Source organism: Mesorhizobium sp. RIZ17, assembly GCF_051127865.1.
Lineage (GTDB): Bacteria > Pseudomonadota > Alphaproteobacteria > Rhizobiales > Rhizobiaceae > Mesorhizobium > Mesorhizobium humile.
Genome location: NZ_CP147861.1, coordinates 2,823,923 through 2,839,906, shown reverse-complemented (window position 1 = coordinate 2,839,906; position 15,984 = coordinate 2,823,923). Strand labels below are relative to the sequence as shown.

At 64.7% G+C, this 15,984-nt stretch carries 16 protein-coding genes; 9 read left to right on the top strand and 7 right to left on the bottom strand.

Translation table 11 applies throughout. The features are described from left to right. Window position 1 precedes the first annotated feature (1 nt). From ehuB to doeB, 8 genes are all read left to right on the top strand, one after another. Window positions 2-802, top strand: a complete 801-nt coding sequence (gene ehuB / locus WDX12_RS13805) for an ectoine/hydroxyectoine ABC transporter substrate-binding protein EhuB (protein ID WP_434725628.1) — start codon at window positions 2-4, stop codon at window positions 800-802. A gap of 202 nt (window positions 803-1,004) precedes the next feature. Further along, window positions 1,005-1,664 (top strand): ectoine/hydroxyectoine ABC transporter permease subunit EhuC, encoded by a 660-nt coding sequence (gene ehuC, locus WDX12_RS13800; protein WP_434725234.1) that lies wholly within the window; start codon window positions 1,005-1,007, stop codon window positions 1,662-1,664. A 16-nt stretch (window positions 1,665-1,680) separates the two neighbouring features. Continuing rightward, a complete protein-coding gene (ehuD, locus tag WDX12_RS13795; RefSeq protein ID WP_434725233.1) occupies window positions 1,681-2,340 on the top strand; it encodes an ectoine/hydroxyectoine ABC transporter permease subunit EhuD in 660 nt (219 codons plus the stop codon). Window positions 2,341-2,345: 5 nt separating this feature from the next. Beyond that, window positions 2,346-3,122, top strand: coding sequence for an ectoine utilization protein EutA (eutA, locus tag WDX12_RS13790; protein ID WP_434725627.1), 777 nt, complete (start codon window positions 2,346-2,348; stop codon window positions 3,120-3,122). A 5-nt stretch (window positions 3,123-3,127) separates the two neighbouring features. Then, the gene (gene eutB, locus WDX12_RS13785; RefSeq protein WP_434725232.1) at window positions 3,128-4,114 is read left to right on the top strand and encodes a hydroxyectoine utilization dehydratase EutB; all 987 of its coding nucleotides are present in this window, start codon (window positions 3,128-3,130) and stop codon (window positions 4,112-4,114) included. 232 nt (window positions 4,115-4,346) lie between these two features. Further along, entirely contained in the window at window positions 4,347-5,339 is a 993-nt protein-coding gene (locus WDX12_RS13780) for a cyclodeaminase (RefSeq protein WP_434725231.1), read from the top strand. A 37-nt stretch (window positions 5,340-5,376) separates the two neighbouring features. Then, window positions 5,377-6,555 carry an ectoine hydrolase DoeA gene (gene doeA, locus WDX12_RS13775; RefSeq protein WP_434725230.1) on the top strand — a complete coding sequence of 393 codons (1,179 nt, stop codon included), beginning with the start codon at window positions 5,377-5,379 and terminating at the stop codon, window positions 6,553-6,555. Between the two features lie 4 nt (window positions 6,556-6,559). Further along, the gene (doeB, locus tag WDX12_RS13770; RefSeq protein ID WP_434725229.1) at window positions 6,560-7,564 is read left to right on the top strand and encodes a N(2)-acetyl-L-2,4-diaminobutanoate deacetylase DoeB; all 1,005 of its coding nucleotides are present in this window, start codon (window positions 6,560-6,562) and stop codon (window positions 7,562-7,564) included. Window positions 7,565-7,580: 16 nt separating this feature from the next. On the opposite strand, the gene WDX12_RS13765 is transcribed toward doeB, so the two are convergent. From WDX12_RS13765 to cyoA, 7 genes are read right to left on the bottom strand one after another with little or no spacing between them, the layout of a single operon-like run. After that, complete coding sequence (locus WDX12_RS13765; RefSeq protein WP_434725228.1) at window positions 7,581-8,114, bottom strand: response regulator transcription factor; 534 nt, start codon at window positions 8,112-8,114, stop codon at window positions 7,581-7,583. Continuing rightward, window positions 8,104-9,456: an ATP-binding protein gene (locus WDX12_RS13760; protein WP_434725227.1), complete on the bottom strand. Its 1,353-nt coding sequence runs from the start codon at window positions 9,454-9,456 to the stop codon at window positions 8,104-8,106. Before WDX12_RS13760 ends, WDX12_RS13765 begins: the two co-directional genes overlap by 11 nt. Further along, window positions 9,453-10,217, bottom strand: a complete 765-nt coding sequence (locus tag WDX12_RS13755) for an SURF1 family protein (RefSeq protein WP_434725226.1) — start codon at window positions 10,215-10,217, stop codon at window positions 9,453-9,455. The genes WDX12_RS13760 and WDX12_RS13755 overlap by 4 nt, the downstream gene beginning before the upstream one ends. 43 nt (window positions 10,218-10,260) lie before the next feature. After that, complete coding sequence (cyoD, locus tag WDX12_RS13750) at window positions 10,261-10,635, bottom strand: cytochrome o ubiquinol oxidase subunit IV (RefSeq protein WP_434725225.1); 375 nt, start codon at window positions 10,633-10,635, stop codon at window positions 10,261-10,263. Further along, window positions 10,632-11,258: a cytochrome o ubiquinol oxidase subunit III gene (gene cyoC, locus WDX12_RS13745; RefSeq protein ID WP_434725626.1), complete on the bottom strand. Its 627-nt coding sequence runs from the start codon at window positions 11,256-11,258 to the stop codon at window positions 10,632-10,634. Before cyoC ends, cyoD begins: the two co-directional genes overlap by 4 nt. A gap of 2 nt (window positions 11,259-11,260) precedes the next feature. Further along, entirely contained in the window at window positions 11,261-13,267 is a 2,007-nt protein-coding gene (cyoB, locus tag WDX12_RS13740; RefSeq protein WP_434725224.1) for a cytochrome o ubiquinol oxidase subunit I, read from the bottom strand. Between the two features lie 10 nt (window positions 13,268-13,277). Then, complete coding sequence (gene cyoA / locus WDX12_RS13735; RefSeq protein ID WP_434725223.1) at window positions 13,278-14,453, bottom strand: ubiquinol oxidase subunit II; 1,176 nt, start codon at window positions 14,451-14,453, stop codon at window positions 13,278-13,280. A 208-nt stretch (window positions 14,454-14,661) separates the two neighbouring features. On the opposite strand from cyoA, the gene WDX12_RS13730 reads away from it, so the two are divergent. After that, a complete protein-coding gene (locus tag WDX12_RS13730) occupies window positions 14,662-15,978 on the top strand; it encodes an MFS transporter (RefSeq protein ID WP_320298678.1) in 1,317 nt (438 codons plus the stop codon). Window positions 15,979-15,984: the final 6 nt, after the last annotated feature.

The window sequence follows — 15,984 nt, the reverse complement described above, 5'->3', positions numbered from 1 at the left end:
AATGCTGCTCGCCCCCGGTGCGCGTTCGGCCGACGACGCCAAGCTGGAGCAGCTCAAGCAACAGGGCTTTGCCCGCGTCGCCATTGCCAATGAGCCGCCCTATACGGCGGTGGCAGCGGACGGCAAGGTTTCGGGCGCGGCGCCTGACGTGGCACGCGAGATCTTCAAGCGCCTCGGCGTCAACGACATCGTCGCCTCGATCTCCGAATATGGCGCCATGATCCCGGGCCTGCAGGCGGGCCGCTTCGACGTCGTCACCGCCGGCCTGTTCATGAAGCCGGAACGTTGCGCGGCGGTCGTCTATTCCGAGCCGGTGCTTTGCGATGCCGAGGCGCTGCTGGTGAAGAAGGGCAATCCGAAAGGCTTCAAGAGCTATGAGGACATCGCCAAGGATGCGTCGGCGACCGTCGGCGCGCCTGGTGGCGGCACCGAGGAGAAGCTGGCGCTGAATGCCGGCGTGCCGCGCGATCGCGTCATCGTCGTGCCGGATGGCCAAAGCGGCCTGAAGATGGTGCAGGACGGCCGCATCGACGCCTATTCGCTGCCGGTGCTCTCGATCAACGACCTGGTCAAGAAGGCCAACGATCCGAACCTCGACGTCATCGCCCCGGTTGTCGGCGCTCCGGTCTATTGTGACGGCGCCGCCTTCAAGAAGGGCGACGAGGCGCTGCGCGATGCCTATGACGTCGAGCTCGCCAAGATGAAGAAGTCGGGCGAGTTCGCCAAGATCATCGAGCCCTACGGCTTCTCCGCCAAGGCGGCCATGTCGACGACGCGCGAGAAGCTCTGCGCGGCGAAGTAGCTCCCTCCCTTCTCCCCGTTCACGGGGAGAAGGTGGCCCGAAGGGTCGGATGAGGGGCGTTGCCAAGTTCTGCAAGGCTGGCTCCGCCCTTCATCTGCCTGCCCGTCCTTCGCAGCAGCTGCGCTGCAGCTACGGAGGATAAACCGGCATCTTCTCCCGTTGAACGGGGAGAAGGACCCAAGAACGCAAACGTTGGAACCCTATGACCCAGTGGTCCGGCTATCTCGGCCTGATATTGCAGGGAGCGCTTGTCACCATCGAGCTGACGCTGATGGGGTCGGTGCTTGCGCTGATCATGGCCTTCCTTGCCGGCATGGGGCGCGTGTCGCGCTTCTTCATCGTGCGCGCGATCGCAACCGTCTATATCGAATTCTTCCGCGGCACCTCGATCTTCGTCCAGCTGTTCTGGGCCTATTTCGTGCTGCCTTTCGCCGGCCTGTCGCTGACGCCGCTGCAGGCGGGCGTGCTGGCGCTGGGCTTGAATGTCGGCGCCTATGCGGCGGAGGTGGTGCGCGGCGCCATCCTGTCGGTCGGCCGCGAGCAATACGAGGCCTGCACGGCGCTCAATCTTGGCCGCTGGCAAGGCATGCGCCACGTCATCCTGCCGCAGGCGCTGCTGGTCATGCTGCCGACCTTCGGCAACAACGCAATCGAATTGCTCAAGGCGACCTCGGTCGTGTCGCTGATCTCGCTCGCCGACCTGACCTTCCAGGCGCAGGTGGTGCGTTCGCAGACCGGCAGCACGCTGATGCCGTTCCTGTCCGTGCTGATCATCTATTTCGCGCTCGCGCTGATCATCTCCTGGGGCGTGCGGACGCTGGAACGCCGCATGGCGCGCGGTCTCGACGGAGTGCGTGTCTGATGGACTGGGCCAAATAATGGACTGGGATTGGGATTTCGTCAGGCAGATCATGCCGGTGCTGCTCCAGGGCGTGAAGATCACCATCCTGGCGACGGTGCTCGGCTCGATCCTGGCGGCGATCGTCGGGCTTGGGATAGCGCTGGCGCGGCGCTCGGAGAACCGGCTGGTGTCGCGCAGCGTCGGCTGGTTCGCCGAATTCATCCGCGGCACACCGCTTTTGGTGCAGCTTTATTTCATCTTCTACGTGCTGCCCGATATCGGCATCCTGCTGCCGCCGCTGGTGGCGGGCGTCATCGGCCTTGGCTTGCATTACGGCACATACACGGCCGAGGTCTACCGCGCCGGCATCGACAATGTGCCGCGTGGGCAGTGGGAAGCGGCCAAGGCCTGCAATCTCAATGGCCGCCATACCTGGACGCATATCATCCTGCCGCAGGCGATCCCGCCGATGATCCCGGCCCTGGCCAACTATTTCATCGCCATGTTCAAGGAGACGCCGCTGCTTTCGGCGATCACGGTGCTTGAGCTGATGAACCAGGCCAAGAGCGTCGCCAATACATACTACCGCTACATCGAACCGATGACGCTAGTCGGCGCCTTCTTCCTCGTCATCAGTCTCTGCTCCGTCGTGCTCTTACGCTGGCTGGAGCGTCGCTACGGCAGGATCGAAAGATGAAGGTCATGAAAGCATTGCCCGAGATCCGCCTCGAAACGGCGCGCCCCGCGCTGGATGCGCGCCCGCTGCAAAAGCGCGTCGGACTGATCGCCCTGGCGACCGACCACACCAGCGAGGTGGACTTCCGCCGCATGGTGGCGAGCGAGCGGATCGGCGTCTATGTCGCGCGCATTCCCTATGCCAATCCGACGACGCCGGAGAATTTGCGCAAGATGCAGCCGTCGCTTTCGGCGGGCGCAGCGCTCATCCTGCCGGACGAGCCGCTCGATGCCGTCTGTTATTCCTGCACGTCCGCTTCGGTGGTGATCGGTGACGCCGAGATCGAAGCTGCCATCCAGGCGGCCAAGCCCGGTGTTCCCGTCGTCACGCCGCCGATGGCCGGCATGCGCGGCCTGAACGCTTTTGGGGTCAAGCGCATCAGCATCCTCACCCCCTATACCGTCGAGACCAGCCGGCCGATGGCAGCCTATTTCGCGTCGCATGGCTTCGACATCCGGAGTTTTACTTGCCTCGGCTTCGAGGACGACCGCGAGATGGCGCGGATCACGCCGTCGTCACTGGTCGAGATGGCGCGCAAGGTCATGCATCCCCAGGCCGATGCGCTGTTTGTCTCCTGCACCGCGCTGCGCGCCGCGCTCGCGGTCCCTGGCATGGAAGAGGCGATCGGCCGTCCGGTCGTCACCAGCAACCAGGCCAGCGCCTGGAACTGCCTGCGGCTTTGCGGCGACGACACGCCGCGTCCCGAGTTCGGCCGGCTGTGGACGAAGTTGCTGGCCGCGTGATCGAAATGACCGTTGAGCTCCAGCATATTCGCATCGCGCGCGAACGCATTGCCGGCAAGGTCGAGCGGACACCCACTGTGCTGTCGCAAAGCCTGTCGGATCGCGTCGGCCATCCTGTTCATCTCAAGCTGGAGCACCACCAGACCACGGGGGCGTTCAAGCTGCGCGGCGCTTCCAACGCGATAGCCGCGTTGAGCGCGGAAGAAAAATCGCGTGGCGTTGTCGCCGCTTCGACCGGCAATCACGGACGGGCGCTCGCCCATGCGGCGAAGCTCGAAGACATGCGCGCGGTGATCTGCATGTCGAAGCTGGTGCCGCAAAACAAGCTCGACGCCATCCGCCGCCTCGGCGTCGAAGTCCATATCATCGGCAACAGCCAGGACGACGCCCAGCGGGAGGTCGACAGGCTGGTGGAGGAGGAAGGGCTGGTCATGCTGCCGCCCTTCGACCACCCCGACATCGTCGCCGGGCAAGGCACGCTCGGGCTGGAAATCATGGAGCAGGTTCCGGATGCCGTGGCGGTGCTGGTGCCGCTCTCCGGCGGAGGGCTGGCGTCTGGCATGGCGGCAGCGGTCAAAGGCGTCAGCCCGCGCACCAAAGTCATCGGCATCTCGATGGCGCGTGGCGCCGCAATGAAAGCCAGCCTCGATGCCGGTCGGCCCGTCCAGGTCGAGGAACTGCCGACGCTGGCGGACTCACTCGGCGGCGGCATCGGCCTCGACAACCGGCTGACCTTCGCCATGTGCCGGGACCTGCTGGACGACGTGGTCCTGCTCTCGGAGGACGAGATCGCCGCCGGCATCCGCCATGCCTACGAACAAGAGCGCGAGATCGTCGAGGGCGCCGGCGCCGTCGGCATCGGCGCGCTGCTGGCGGGGAAGGTCGAAGTGAGCGGCCCCACCGTGCTCATTCTCTCCGGCCGCAATATCGACATGGGCCTGCACCGCCGCATCGTCTGCGGTGAGCCCTCCGTAAGGGAGCGCGCCGCATGAGAGTTCTTCGATGCCGAGTTCCCGCCCACCCCTCTCTGTCCTGCCGGACATCTCCCCCGCAAGGGGGGAGATTGGCTGTGTCGATGCCGCCGCTTTCCTTGCGGCGCTTGAGATTGGCGAAAGAAGAGATGCGGGCTGATCTCCCCCCTTGCGGGGGAGATGGCCGGCAGGCCAGAGGGGGGTGTGACGGAACGCCTTCCTTCGCGGCTAGCACCTTTGCGGAGCGCGCAGCATGAGCCGCATGACCATCCTTACAGAAGCCGAGTTACGCAAGATCGTGACGCTCGACCTGGACGCTGTCGCCTGCGTCGAGAATGCCTTCCGGGCGTTGGCCACAATGCCCGTAGCAATGCCGCCGATTTTGCGGCTCGACATTCACGAGCATCGCGGCGAGGTCGACGTGAAGTCCGCCTATGTGCCCGGCATAGACGGTTTCGCCGTCAAGATAAGTTCCGGCTTCTTCGACAATCCGACGCTGGGCCTGCCGAGCGGCGGCGGCATGATGGTGCTGCTTTCGGCAAAGACCGGCGTGGTCGAGGCGCTGCTGCTCGACAATGGCTATCTCACCGACATCCGCACCGCCGCCGCCGGCGCGGTCGCGGCCAGGCATCTGTCGCGCGAGGACTCCAAGGTCGCGGCGATCTTCGGCGCCGGTTTGCAGGCCGGCCTGCAATTGGAAGCGCTGCGGCTCGTGCGGCCGATCGAGGAAGCGCGCATCTGGGCGCGCGACGCCGCCAAGGCCGAGGCAACCGCTGCTCGCCTGCGCGAGAAGCTGGGCATCCTCGTGCGCGCCGAGCCGGATGCGGCAAACGCGGCAGCGGGCGCCGACATCATCGTCACAACGACGCCTTCGACCGAGCCGCTGATCAAGCCGGGCTTCATCTCCGCCGGCCAGCACATCACCGCGATGGGCTCGGATGCCGAGCACAAGAACGAGATCGCGCCGGCGATCCTGCGCATGGCCGACCTCTATGTCGCCGACAGCGCCAAGCAGACACGGCGCCTGGGCGAACTCCACCACGCCATCGAGGCGGCGGTCTTCGCCGCTGATGCCGAGGTCACCGAACTCGGTGAGATCATTGCCGGCAGCAAGCACGGCCGGCGTACGGCAAGCGACATCACCATTGCCGACCTCACCGGCACCGGCGTGCAGGACACCGCGATCGCCACCCTGGCTCGCGACCGTGCGCGGGCGGCGAATGCCGGAACGATTTTCGAGAGCTAGTACCGGCCGCAAGGCCCAACAAACGAGGACCAAGAAAATGCAGCCAAACCTGAAATTCTCGCGGAGCGAATTTGCCGATCGCCTCGCCAAGACGCGCAAGGCCATGGAAGTGAAAGGCGTCGACCTTCTGATCGTCAGCGATCCTTCCAACATGGCCTGGCTGACGGGTTATGACGGCTGGTCCTTCTATGTGCATCAGGCTGTTATCGTGCCGCCTTCGGGCGAGCCGGTCTGGTATGGCCGCGGCCAGGACGCCAACGGCGCCAAGCGCACCGCCTATCTCGCGCATGACAACATCATCGGCTACGCCGACCATTATGTGCAGTCGACCGAGCGCCACCCGATGGACTACCTCGCCAGCGTGCTGGCCGAGCGCGGCTGGGATAAGCTCACCATCGGCGTCGAGATGGACAATTACTGGTTCTCGGCCGCCGCCTTCGCGGCGCTGCAGAAGCACCTGCCCAACGCCCGCTTCGTCGACGCCACCGCGCTGGTCAACTGGCAGCGGGCGGTGAAAAGCCCGACCGAGATCGACTACATGCGCAACGCCGCCCGCATCGTCGAAGCGATGCACCAGCGCATCGTCGACAGAATAGAAGTTGGCATGCGCAAATGCGACCTGGTCGCCGAGATCTACGATGCCGGCACGCGCGGCGTCGACGGCATCGGCGGCGACTATCCGGCGATCGTGCCGCTGCTGCCGTCTGGCGCGGATGCCTCGGCGCCGCATCTGACCTGGGACGACAAGCCGATGAAGGTGAACGAAGGCACGTTCTTCGAGATCGCCGGCTGCTACAACCGCTACCACTGCCCGCTGTCGCGCACCGTCTTCCTCGGCAAGCCGACGCAAGCCTTCCTCGATGCCGAAAAGGCAACGCTGGAAGGCATGGAGGCGGGCCTCGCGGCGGCGAAGCCCGGAAACACCTGCGAGGACATCGCCAACGCCTTCTTCGCGGTGCTGAAGAAATACGGCATCGTCAAGGACAACCGCACCGGCTATCCGATCGGTATCTCCTATCCGCCGGACTGGGGCGAGCGCACGATGAGCCTGCGCCCCGGCGACCGCACCGAGCTCAAGCCCGGCATGACCTTCCATTTCATGACAGGGCTGTGGCTGGAGACGATGGGGCTGGAGATCACCGAGTCGATCCTGATCACCGACACCGGCGTCGAGTGCCTGGCTAATGTGCCGCGCAAGCTGTTCGTGAAGGACTGAGCCGATGTCCGCTCTGCGTCCGTCGCCGATCGCGCCGACCGTCGACTTCAAGCGCGACGGCGTCCAGCACGGCTTCCTGCGCCTGCCCTACAGCCGCGACGATTCCGCCTGGGGATCGGTGATGATCCCGGTCTGCGTCGTTCGCAACGGCAAGGGCTCGACGGCGCTGCTCACCGGCGGCAATCACGGCGACGAGTATGAGGGGCCGCTGGCGCTTTACGAGCTCGCCCGCACGCTCGACCCGAAAAATGTCTCCGGCACGGTCATCATCGTGCCGGCGATGAACTATCCGGCGTTCCGGGCCGGCACGCGCACCTCGCCAATCGACAAGGGCAACATGAACCGCTCCTTCCCCGGCCGCCCGGACGGCACGGTGACGGAGAAGATCGCCGATTATTTCCAACGCGAGCTGCTTCCGCGCGCGGACATCGTCTTCGACTTCCATTCCGGCGGCAGGACACTGGACTTCGTGCCGTTCTGTGCCGCGCATACGCTGTCGGACAAGGCGCAGGAGAAAAAGGCCTTCGCCGCGGTCGAAGCTTTCTCGGCGCCGTTCTCGATGCGCATGACGGAGATCGACGCGGTCGGCATGTACGACACGGCCGCCGAGGAAATGGGCAAGGTCTTCGTCACCACCGAGCTCGGCGGCGGCGGCACCTCGCGCGCCGAAACCGTGCGCATCGCCCGGCGCGGCATCCTCAACGTGCTTCGCCATGCGGGCATCGTCGATGGTGCGGTCGAGAAGACTCGAACAAAATGGCTGGACATGCCGTCGGGCGATTGCTTCGCCTTCGCCGAGGATGACGGCATGATCGAGACCATGGTCGATCTCGGCGAGGCGATCAAGGAAGGCCAGGTGGTCGCGCGCATCCATCCGGTCGGCCGCACCGGGCAGGCGGCGCAGGAGATCAAGGCCAGGATGTCCGGATTGCTCGCAGCGCGCCACTTCCCGGGCTTGGTCAAGGCGGGCGACTGTGTCTCGGTGCTTGGCGTGGCCGTCGGGCAGTAGCCCCGGCGCGTCGCGCCTACTGCACCACGCGCTTCTCGAGCTTGCGGGCAAGCGTGCGCCGGTGCAGGCCAAGCCGGCGCGCAGTTTCGGAGATGTTGAAGCCGGTCTCGACCAGCGTTTCGTGGATGCGCTCCCATTCGAGGTTCTTGATCGAGGTGGGGCGGCTGGTGAGCGGCACCGAAACGTCGCCCTCAGCGCGGCCGAAGGCGGCTTCGATGTCATCGGTGTTGGCGGGCTTGGCCAGATAGTGGCAGGCGCCGAGCTTGATCGCCTCGACCGCCGTGGCGATGCTGGCGAATCCCGTCAGCACGACGATCCGCATCGACGGGTTGCGGGCGCTTAGCAGCTTGACGCATTCGAGCCCCGATCCCGCTCCGAGCTTGAGATCGACGACCGCATAGTCCGGAGCGGCCGTTTCCAGTGCGGCCAGCAGCGCCTCGCGGTCGTGGCAGACCACGACGTCGTAGTCGCGCTTTTCAAACGAACGTTTGAGCGTTCGCGCGAAAGTCGCGTCGTCCTCGACGACAAACAGGGATCGATCAGATTTCACGATCGTCTCCATCGGTCAGTGCCGCCAGCGGCAGCGAAAGGGTAACGCGAGCGCCCTCGGCCATGTTGCGCGCCGAAACGTCGCCGCCGAGCTTGCGCACCACGTTGAACACCAGGAAGAGGCCCAGGCCGCCGCCTGGCCGCCCCTTGCTCGACATATAGGGCTGGCCGAGCGTGGCCAAAATATCCTTGTCGAAACCCGGTCCGCGATCCTCGACGGAGAGCACCAGCTTCTCATCCTGCCGCTCGGCAGTTATGTCGACCCAATCGTGCGATGCTTCCTGCGCATTGTCGAGCACATTGAAGATCACCTGCTTCAGCGCCGTGTCGGACACGATCTGCTCGTCCGGCTCGAAACCGTTGCTGTAGTCCAGCCTGAGGGGCTGGCGGCTGACACGCCACTCCTGGACGAGATCGTCGAGGAAGTCGCGGATCGTGGTGCGGATCGTGCCCTCGCCCCGCGCCTGGCCGGAGGACATGAGGATGCCCGTGACTATGCTTTTGCAGCGCTCGATCTGCACCTGCATCTCGGCCACATCCTCGGAAAGCTCGCGGTTGCGCTTGACGCCCTGCATCTGGCGCCAGTCGGACAGGATGACCGATATGGTCGAGAGCGGCGTGCCCAGTTCATGCGCCGCACCCGAGGCCAGCAGGCCCATGCGCACGATGTGGTCTTCCTCGGCGGAACGCTGGCGCAGGTCGGCGAGGTAGGCATCGCGTTCGCGCAGGTTGCGGTTGATGCGCGTCATGAAGATCACGATCAGGCCGGCCGCGAGCACGAAGCAGATGAACATGCCGCGCAGATGCAGCGCCAGGAGGTCGCTGCCGCCATGAGGCGGGATCGCGATCGGCTGGAAAACGAAGATGAGGAAGACGAAGCAGGCCGAGGCGGCCACCACCAGGATCCAGGTCGACCATGGCGCCAGCAGCGCGGCGCCGAGCGTGATCTGCAGGAGATAGAGCGACACGAAAGGGTTCGAGGCGCCGCCGCTCAGGTAGAGCTGCGTCGTCAGCGCCGCCATGTCGAAGATCAGCGCGACGAAGAGCTGCGCGTTGGAGATGCGGCTGTTGCCGCGCAGGACCAGCAGGCTGAAGATGTTGAGCCCGACCAGGAAAAGCACGACGCCGGCCATCTCGGCGAGCGGCAGCGGGATGGCGAACCAGTATTGCGTCGCCAGGATGGTCAGCACCTGCCCCGCCACCGCCAGCCAGCGCAACTGGATGAGAAGCAGCAGGTTCTTCCTGTTCGTCGCGTCGGAATTCGAGGCGGCGCCTGCCTGGCCGGCAAGAGGAGCCGCCGCGAACGGCTTGCCGTGATGAAGCACCGGGATCGAGATGTTCATCTTGCCGAGACCCGCTTCCGACGTCCGGCAAGGATCGGCCTGGCGAGGGCCAGCGCCAGCATCGCTGCCAGGGCAAACCAGGTCAAAGCATAGACGAGATGGCTGTTGCGGAAGGTGACGACGGTAAGCCCGCCGCGCGGCCAGTCCGCCGCGCCGGACGCCTCGGCATCGATGAAATAGGGCGCGACTTCCGCCAGTCCGCGCGCCTTGGCGATTGCCACGACGTCGCGCGAATACCAGCGGTTGGCCGCGGGATCGTTGCTGCGCAGGAAACCGCCGCCGGGTTCGCTGACGCGCAGCAGCCCATCGACCGTAGCCGCCTCGGTGAAACCGCCGCTCTCCCGCTCGAACTCGGCCTTTCGCTCCTGCGGAACGAAGCCGCGGTTGACGAGGACCGTGAAACCGCCGTCGTCGCGCATCGGCGTCAGCACCCAATAGCCGCCACCGAGCTCGGTCACCGCCTGCACCAGCGTGTTGGCGCCGCCCTCAAAGCGCCCGGTCAGGCGCACATGACGATATTCGTAATCCGGCGCGCTCAACCCGCTCCAGTCCTGCGGGCCGGGCGCATCGACGACGGGAGCATGGATGCGCTGGTCGACACGGGAAATGAGGTCGAGTTTCCAGACCCGCCTTTCCAGCTGCCAGATGCCGAGTCCGAGAAACACCAGGACTCCGAGAAGCCCAGCCAGCGCAAGAAGGAATCGCGACGCGGTGCCCTTTAACGGCGCGGCGTGGGAGCCAGACCCTGCCCGGCCGATCATGTCCTTTGCCTCGACTTTGGCCCTCCCATGCCCGAAATGGGGCTCATGGCATCTCCCGCATCTCGTGGAGCCCGGGCATCATGTTGGCGTTGAGGTGGTACATCACCCAGAGCGAGCCACTCAGCACGATGACGACGAGGATCACCGTGAAGATCAGCGCCAGCATCGACCATCCGCCTTCCGAGGCGGGGTTCATGTGCAGGAAGAAGATCATGTGCACCACGATCTGCACCACCGCGAAGGCCATGATGATGATGGCCGTGGCCTGCTTGTTGTCTATGGCGCCGCTCATGACCATCCAGAACGGGATGGCGGTCAGGATCACCGACAGGACGAAGCCGATCAGGTAGCCCTTCAGTGACCCGTGCGCGGCGCCGCCATGCGCGTGGTCGTGACCGGCATGATCATGAGCGTTCATCGCAGCATCCCCATCAGATAGACGAAGGTGAAGACGCCGATCCAGACGACGTCAAGGAAGTGCCAGAACATCGAAAGGCACATCAGTCGGCGGCGGTTCGCCTCGATGAGGCCGTGCCTCGCGACCTGCACCATCAGCGTCACCATCCAGACGATGCCGAAGGTGACGTGCAGGCCGTGCGTGCCGACCAGCGTGAAGAAGGACGACAGGAAGGCGCTGCGCTGCGGGGTCGCGCCTTCATGGATCATATGCGCGAATTCGTAGAGCTCGATCGAGAGGAACGCCAGGCCGAACAGCATGGTCACGACCAGCCAGGTTTGCGTCGCGCCGACGCGCCCCTTGTCCATGGTCAGCATGGCAAAGCCATAGGTGATCGAGGACAGGAGCAGCATCGTGGTGTTGACCGCCACCAGGCCGAGATCGAACAGGTCCTTCGGCGCCGGACCGGCTGCGTAATTGCCGCCGAGCACGCCAAAGGCCGCGAACAGCATGGCGAAGATCAGGCAGTCGCTCATCAGATAGAGCCAGAAGCCGAGCATGGTGCTGCCGCCTTCGGCGTGCGCATGCTCCTCTTCCAGGTGGAAGACCGGCTCCGAGCCGGCCGTGATCGCCGTCGATGTCATGCTCAAGCCCTGGCCCCCTCAGCGGCGAGGAGCGTCGTCCTCGCCTCTTCCGTTTGCTCGACCTCGGCAGCCGGGATGTCGAAGTCGCGGCGGTAGTTGAAGGTGTGGCCGATCGCGGTGGCGATGAGGCAGACGAAGCTCAGCGCCGCGAGCCACCACATGTACCAGATCAGGCCGAAACCGAGCGCGACGCTGAAGACAGCGAGGATGACGCCGGTGCCGGTGTTTTTAGGCATATGGATCGGCTTGAAGCCGGAGAGCGGACGCCGGTAGCCCGCCTTCTTCATGTCCCACCAGGCATCGTTGTCGCGGATGATGGGGGTGAAGGCGAAATTGTAGGCCGGCGGCGGCGAGGAGGTCGACCATTCGAGCGTGCGGCCGTCCCAGGGATCGCCGGTGACGTCGACCAGTTCCGCGCGCTTGCGGATCGAGACGAAGATCTGGACCAGGAAGGCGGCGATGCCGCAGGCGATCAGCACCGCGCCGAAGGCAGCGATGACGAACCATATCTGCAGCGAGGGATCGTCGAAGACGCGCATGCGGCGCGTCACGCCCATAAGGCCGAGGATGTAGAGCGGCATGAAGGCGAACCAGAAGCCGAGCACCCAGCACCAGAACGAGACCTTGCCCCAGAATGGATCGAGCTTGAAGCCGAAGGCCTTGGGCCACCAGTAGGCGATGCCGGCGAACAGGCCGAACAGCACGCCGCCGATGATGACGTTATGGAAATGCGCGATCAGGAACAGGCTGTTGTGCAGCACGAAGTCGGCCGGCGGAACGGCAAGCAGAACGCCGGTCATGCCGCCGACGACGAAGGTGAGCATGAAGGCCACCGTCCACATCATCGGCAGTTCGAAGCGGATGCGGCCGCGATACATGGTGAACAGCCAGTTGAATATCTTCGCCCCGGTCGGGATCGAGATGATCATCGTGGTGATGCCGAAGAAGGAATTAACGCTGGCGCCGGAGCCCATGGTGAAGAAGTGGTGCAGCCAGACCAGATAGGACAGGATGGTGATGACGACCGTGGCGTAGACCATGGAGGTGTAGCCGAACAGGCGCTTGCCGGAGAAGGTCGAGGTGACCTCGGAGAAGACGCCGAACAGCGGCAGGATGAGGATGTAGACCTCCGGGTGACCCCATATCCAGATGAGGTTCACATACATCATCGGGTTGCCGCCGAAGTCGTTGGTGAAGAAGTTGGTGCCGACATAGCGGTCGAGCGCGAGCAGCGTCAGCACCGCCGTCAGCACCGGGAAGGAGGCCACGATCAGCACGTTGGTGCAGAGTGAGGTCCAGGTGAAGACGGGCATGCGCATCATCGTCATGCCGGGCGCGCGCATCTTGATGATGGTGCAGATCAGGTTGATGCCGGACAGCGTCGTGCCGACGCCCGCCACCTGCAGCGCCCATATGTAATAATCGACGCCGACGTCCGGACTGTAGCCGATGCCGGAGAGCGGCGGATAGGCGAGCCAGCCGGTGCGGGCGAACTCGCCGACGAACAGCGAGGCCATGACCAGGATGGCGCCGCCGACCGTCATCCAGAAGCTGAAATTGTTGAGGAAGGGGAAGGAGACGTCGCGCGCGCCGATCTGCAGCGGCACGACGAAGTTCATCAGCCCGGTGACGAAAGGCATCGCCACGAAGAAGATCATGATCACGCCGTGCGCGGTGAAGATCTGGTCGTAGTGATGGGCATTGAGATAGCCCTCGGAACCATTGAAGGCGATCGCCTGCTGCAGGCGCATCATGATGGCGTCGGAGAAGCCGCGCAGCAGCATGACGAGGCCGAGCACCATGTACATGATGCCGATCTTCTTGTGGTCGACGCTGGTGAACCACTCGCGCCACAGATAGCCCCAAAGCTTGAAGTAAGTGACGACGCCGAGAAGGGCGAGGCCGCCGAGCGCCACAGCGATAAAGGTGGCGACGACGATCGGCTCGTGCAGCGGCAACGACTCCAGAGTGAGGCGGCCGAAGATGAATTTGGTCAGCGTCTCAGGCATCCGCGATTCCTCACAATTCGAAGCGCAGCAAGCCGAGCGACGGCGTCCCGGCGTCGGCGCGGCGGCTGCCTGTCCCTGGGCTCAGCAGCCCTGCCCCTCGCAGCGGGGAAAGGTCGCGCAACGGCCAGTATTTCGCGTCGGCATCGCGGGCCGCGCGCGAGGCGGCGGCCGCTTCCTCGGCCGTGCAGATGCTTGCGACATAGGACGGGTCGCTGCCGAACACGGCGCCGCGCCGGGCAAGCTTGTCATATTGCAGCGGCAAGGTGTTGCGCACGCCGGCCAACCCCAGACCACCCTTGGCGTCGATCGACATCATCTCGTTCATGCACATCTTGCCGCGCTCGACGCACAGGTTGAGGATGGCGCCGAAGAGGTCGGGATCGACGGAGGCATAGTGGCGGACCGGCTCATTCTCGCTCGGGCGCTCGAGCTCGAGATAGGTGTCGCGGGTCAGAGCCGCCGGCGCGCTCCTGGTCTGCGCCACCCACTGGTCGAACGCTTCCTGGGAGAGGCCATTGAAAGCAAAGTGCATGCCCGAGAAGCCGGCGCCGCTGTAATTGGCCGAAAAGCCCTTGTAGCTGCCCGGACGGTTGATGACGGCATGCAGTTTCGTCTCCATGGCGGGCATGGCGTAGATCTGCCCGGCAAGGGCGGGAATGTAGAAGGAGTTCATCACCGTGGAGGAAGTGATGCGGAAATCGATCGGCTGATTGACCGGCGCGGCCAGTTCGTTGACGGAGGCGATGCCGTAGTCCGGATAGATGAAGAGCCATTTCCAGTCGAGCGCGACGACGTCGACCCTGAGCGGCTTGTGTACCTGCGTGACCGGCTGTCCGGGCTCGATCCGGTCGATGCGCCGATAAGGGTCGAGCAGGTGCGTACCGAGCCAGGTGAGCGCGCCGAGGCAGATGATGACGAGCAGGGGAGCGGCCCAGATCACCAGCTCGAGCTTGGTCGAATGGTCCCAGTCTGGCGTGTAGGTCGCCGTGGTGCTGGATTGCCGGTAGCGCCAGGCAAACAGCACCGTCAGCGCCATCACGGGCACGATGATGAGCAGCATCAGCAGCGTCGAGACGACCAGCAGGTCGCGCTGTTGCACCGCGACATCTCCCGCCGGCGACAGCACGACGAGGTCGCAGCCGCTGAGCAGCAGGGGAAACAGAAGCAAGGCTCCGGATCGTTTCATCAGACGTTGACCTCGATGACCCGGTGCAGCAGGGTTTTCATGTTGCAATGCGGTATCGACCAAGGGCTAACGCTGGCGGGGTTGCAACGACATTGGACAATTTGTCCAATGCCCAGTCGGCGCGGCTTTGGCGAAAGTGTGCAACGCACAATGGGACAACGGCAATTGCGTCCCGCACTCCCCTGGCAGCTCAGTGGCGACGGATAAGATGGCTCAGACTTCGACTGCCGAAACTGATAGCAAGCTGATCGGCTCGCATCACGGCCAGGTCAGCGCGGGCGATATCGCGGTCGGCGTGATCATCGGCCGGACGTCGGAGTTCTTTGATTTCTTCGTCTATGCGATCGCTTCCGTCATCGTGTTCCCCAAGCTGGTGTTCCCGACCCTCGACCCGCTGGTCGGAACGCTTTATTCCTTCGCCATCTTCGCGCTGGCCTTCATCGCGCGCCCGTTCGGCACGGTGCTGTTCATGGCGATCGACCGCGCCTATGGCCGCGGCGCCAAGCTGACGATCGCGCTGTTCCTGCTCGGCACCTCAACCGTCGCCATGGCGTTCCTGCCCTCTTATGAAGATGTCGGCGCGGTCGCCGCCTGGCTGCTGGGGCTTACGCGGTTCCTGCAGGGCCTGGCGCTCGGCGGGACATGGGACGGACTGCCCTCGCTCCTGGCGCTGAATGCGCCGCAAAACCGGCGCGGCATCTATGCGATGATCCCGCAGCTCGGCGCACCGATCGGCCTCATTGTCGCAAGCTCGCTGTTTGCCTTCTTCGTCGCCAATCTTTCGGCCGACGACTTCTTCTCCTGGGGATGGCGCTATCCCTTCTTCGTCGCCTTCGCCATCAATGTTGTGGCGCTGTTCGCCCGGCTGCGCATCGTCGTGACGCCCGAATTCTCGAAACTCTACGAAAGCGGCGACCTGCAGCCGACGCGCATCAGGGACATGGTCGGCACCGAAGGCCGCAATGTCGTCATCGGCGCCTTCGCGCCGTTGGCAAGCTTCGCGCTGTTCCACATGGTGACGGTGTTTCCGTTGTCCTGGGTGTTCCTGTTCACCAATGAGGGGCCGGAGCGCTTTCTGGTGATCGAGGCGGTGAGTGCGCTGTTCGGCATTGCGGCAATCGTCGCATCCGGCCCACTCGCCGATCGCGTCGGACGCCGCGCTTTGCTCGGCGGCGGCGCTGTCGCCATCGCCGCATTCAGCGGCTTTGCCCCGCAGCTTCTCAATGGCGGCACCGTCGGCGAGACGGTGTTCATGGTGCTGGGCTTCATCCTTTTGGGCTTGAGCTTCGGACAATCCTCGGGCGTCGTGGCGTCGAGCTTCTCGCGCCGGCACCGTTATACCGGCTCGGCCGTGACGTCGGACCTTGCCTGGATGTTCGGCGCCGGCTTCGCGCCGCTCGCCGCGCTGCTCCTGGCCGGCAATTTCGGCCTCATCGCGGCCGGCGCCTACCTGCTTTCGGGCGCCGCCTGCACGCTGATCGCGCTCTGGATCGACAGGCAAGCGTCAACACCCGACCGCCAGTAGCTCGTC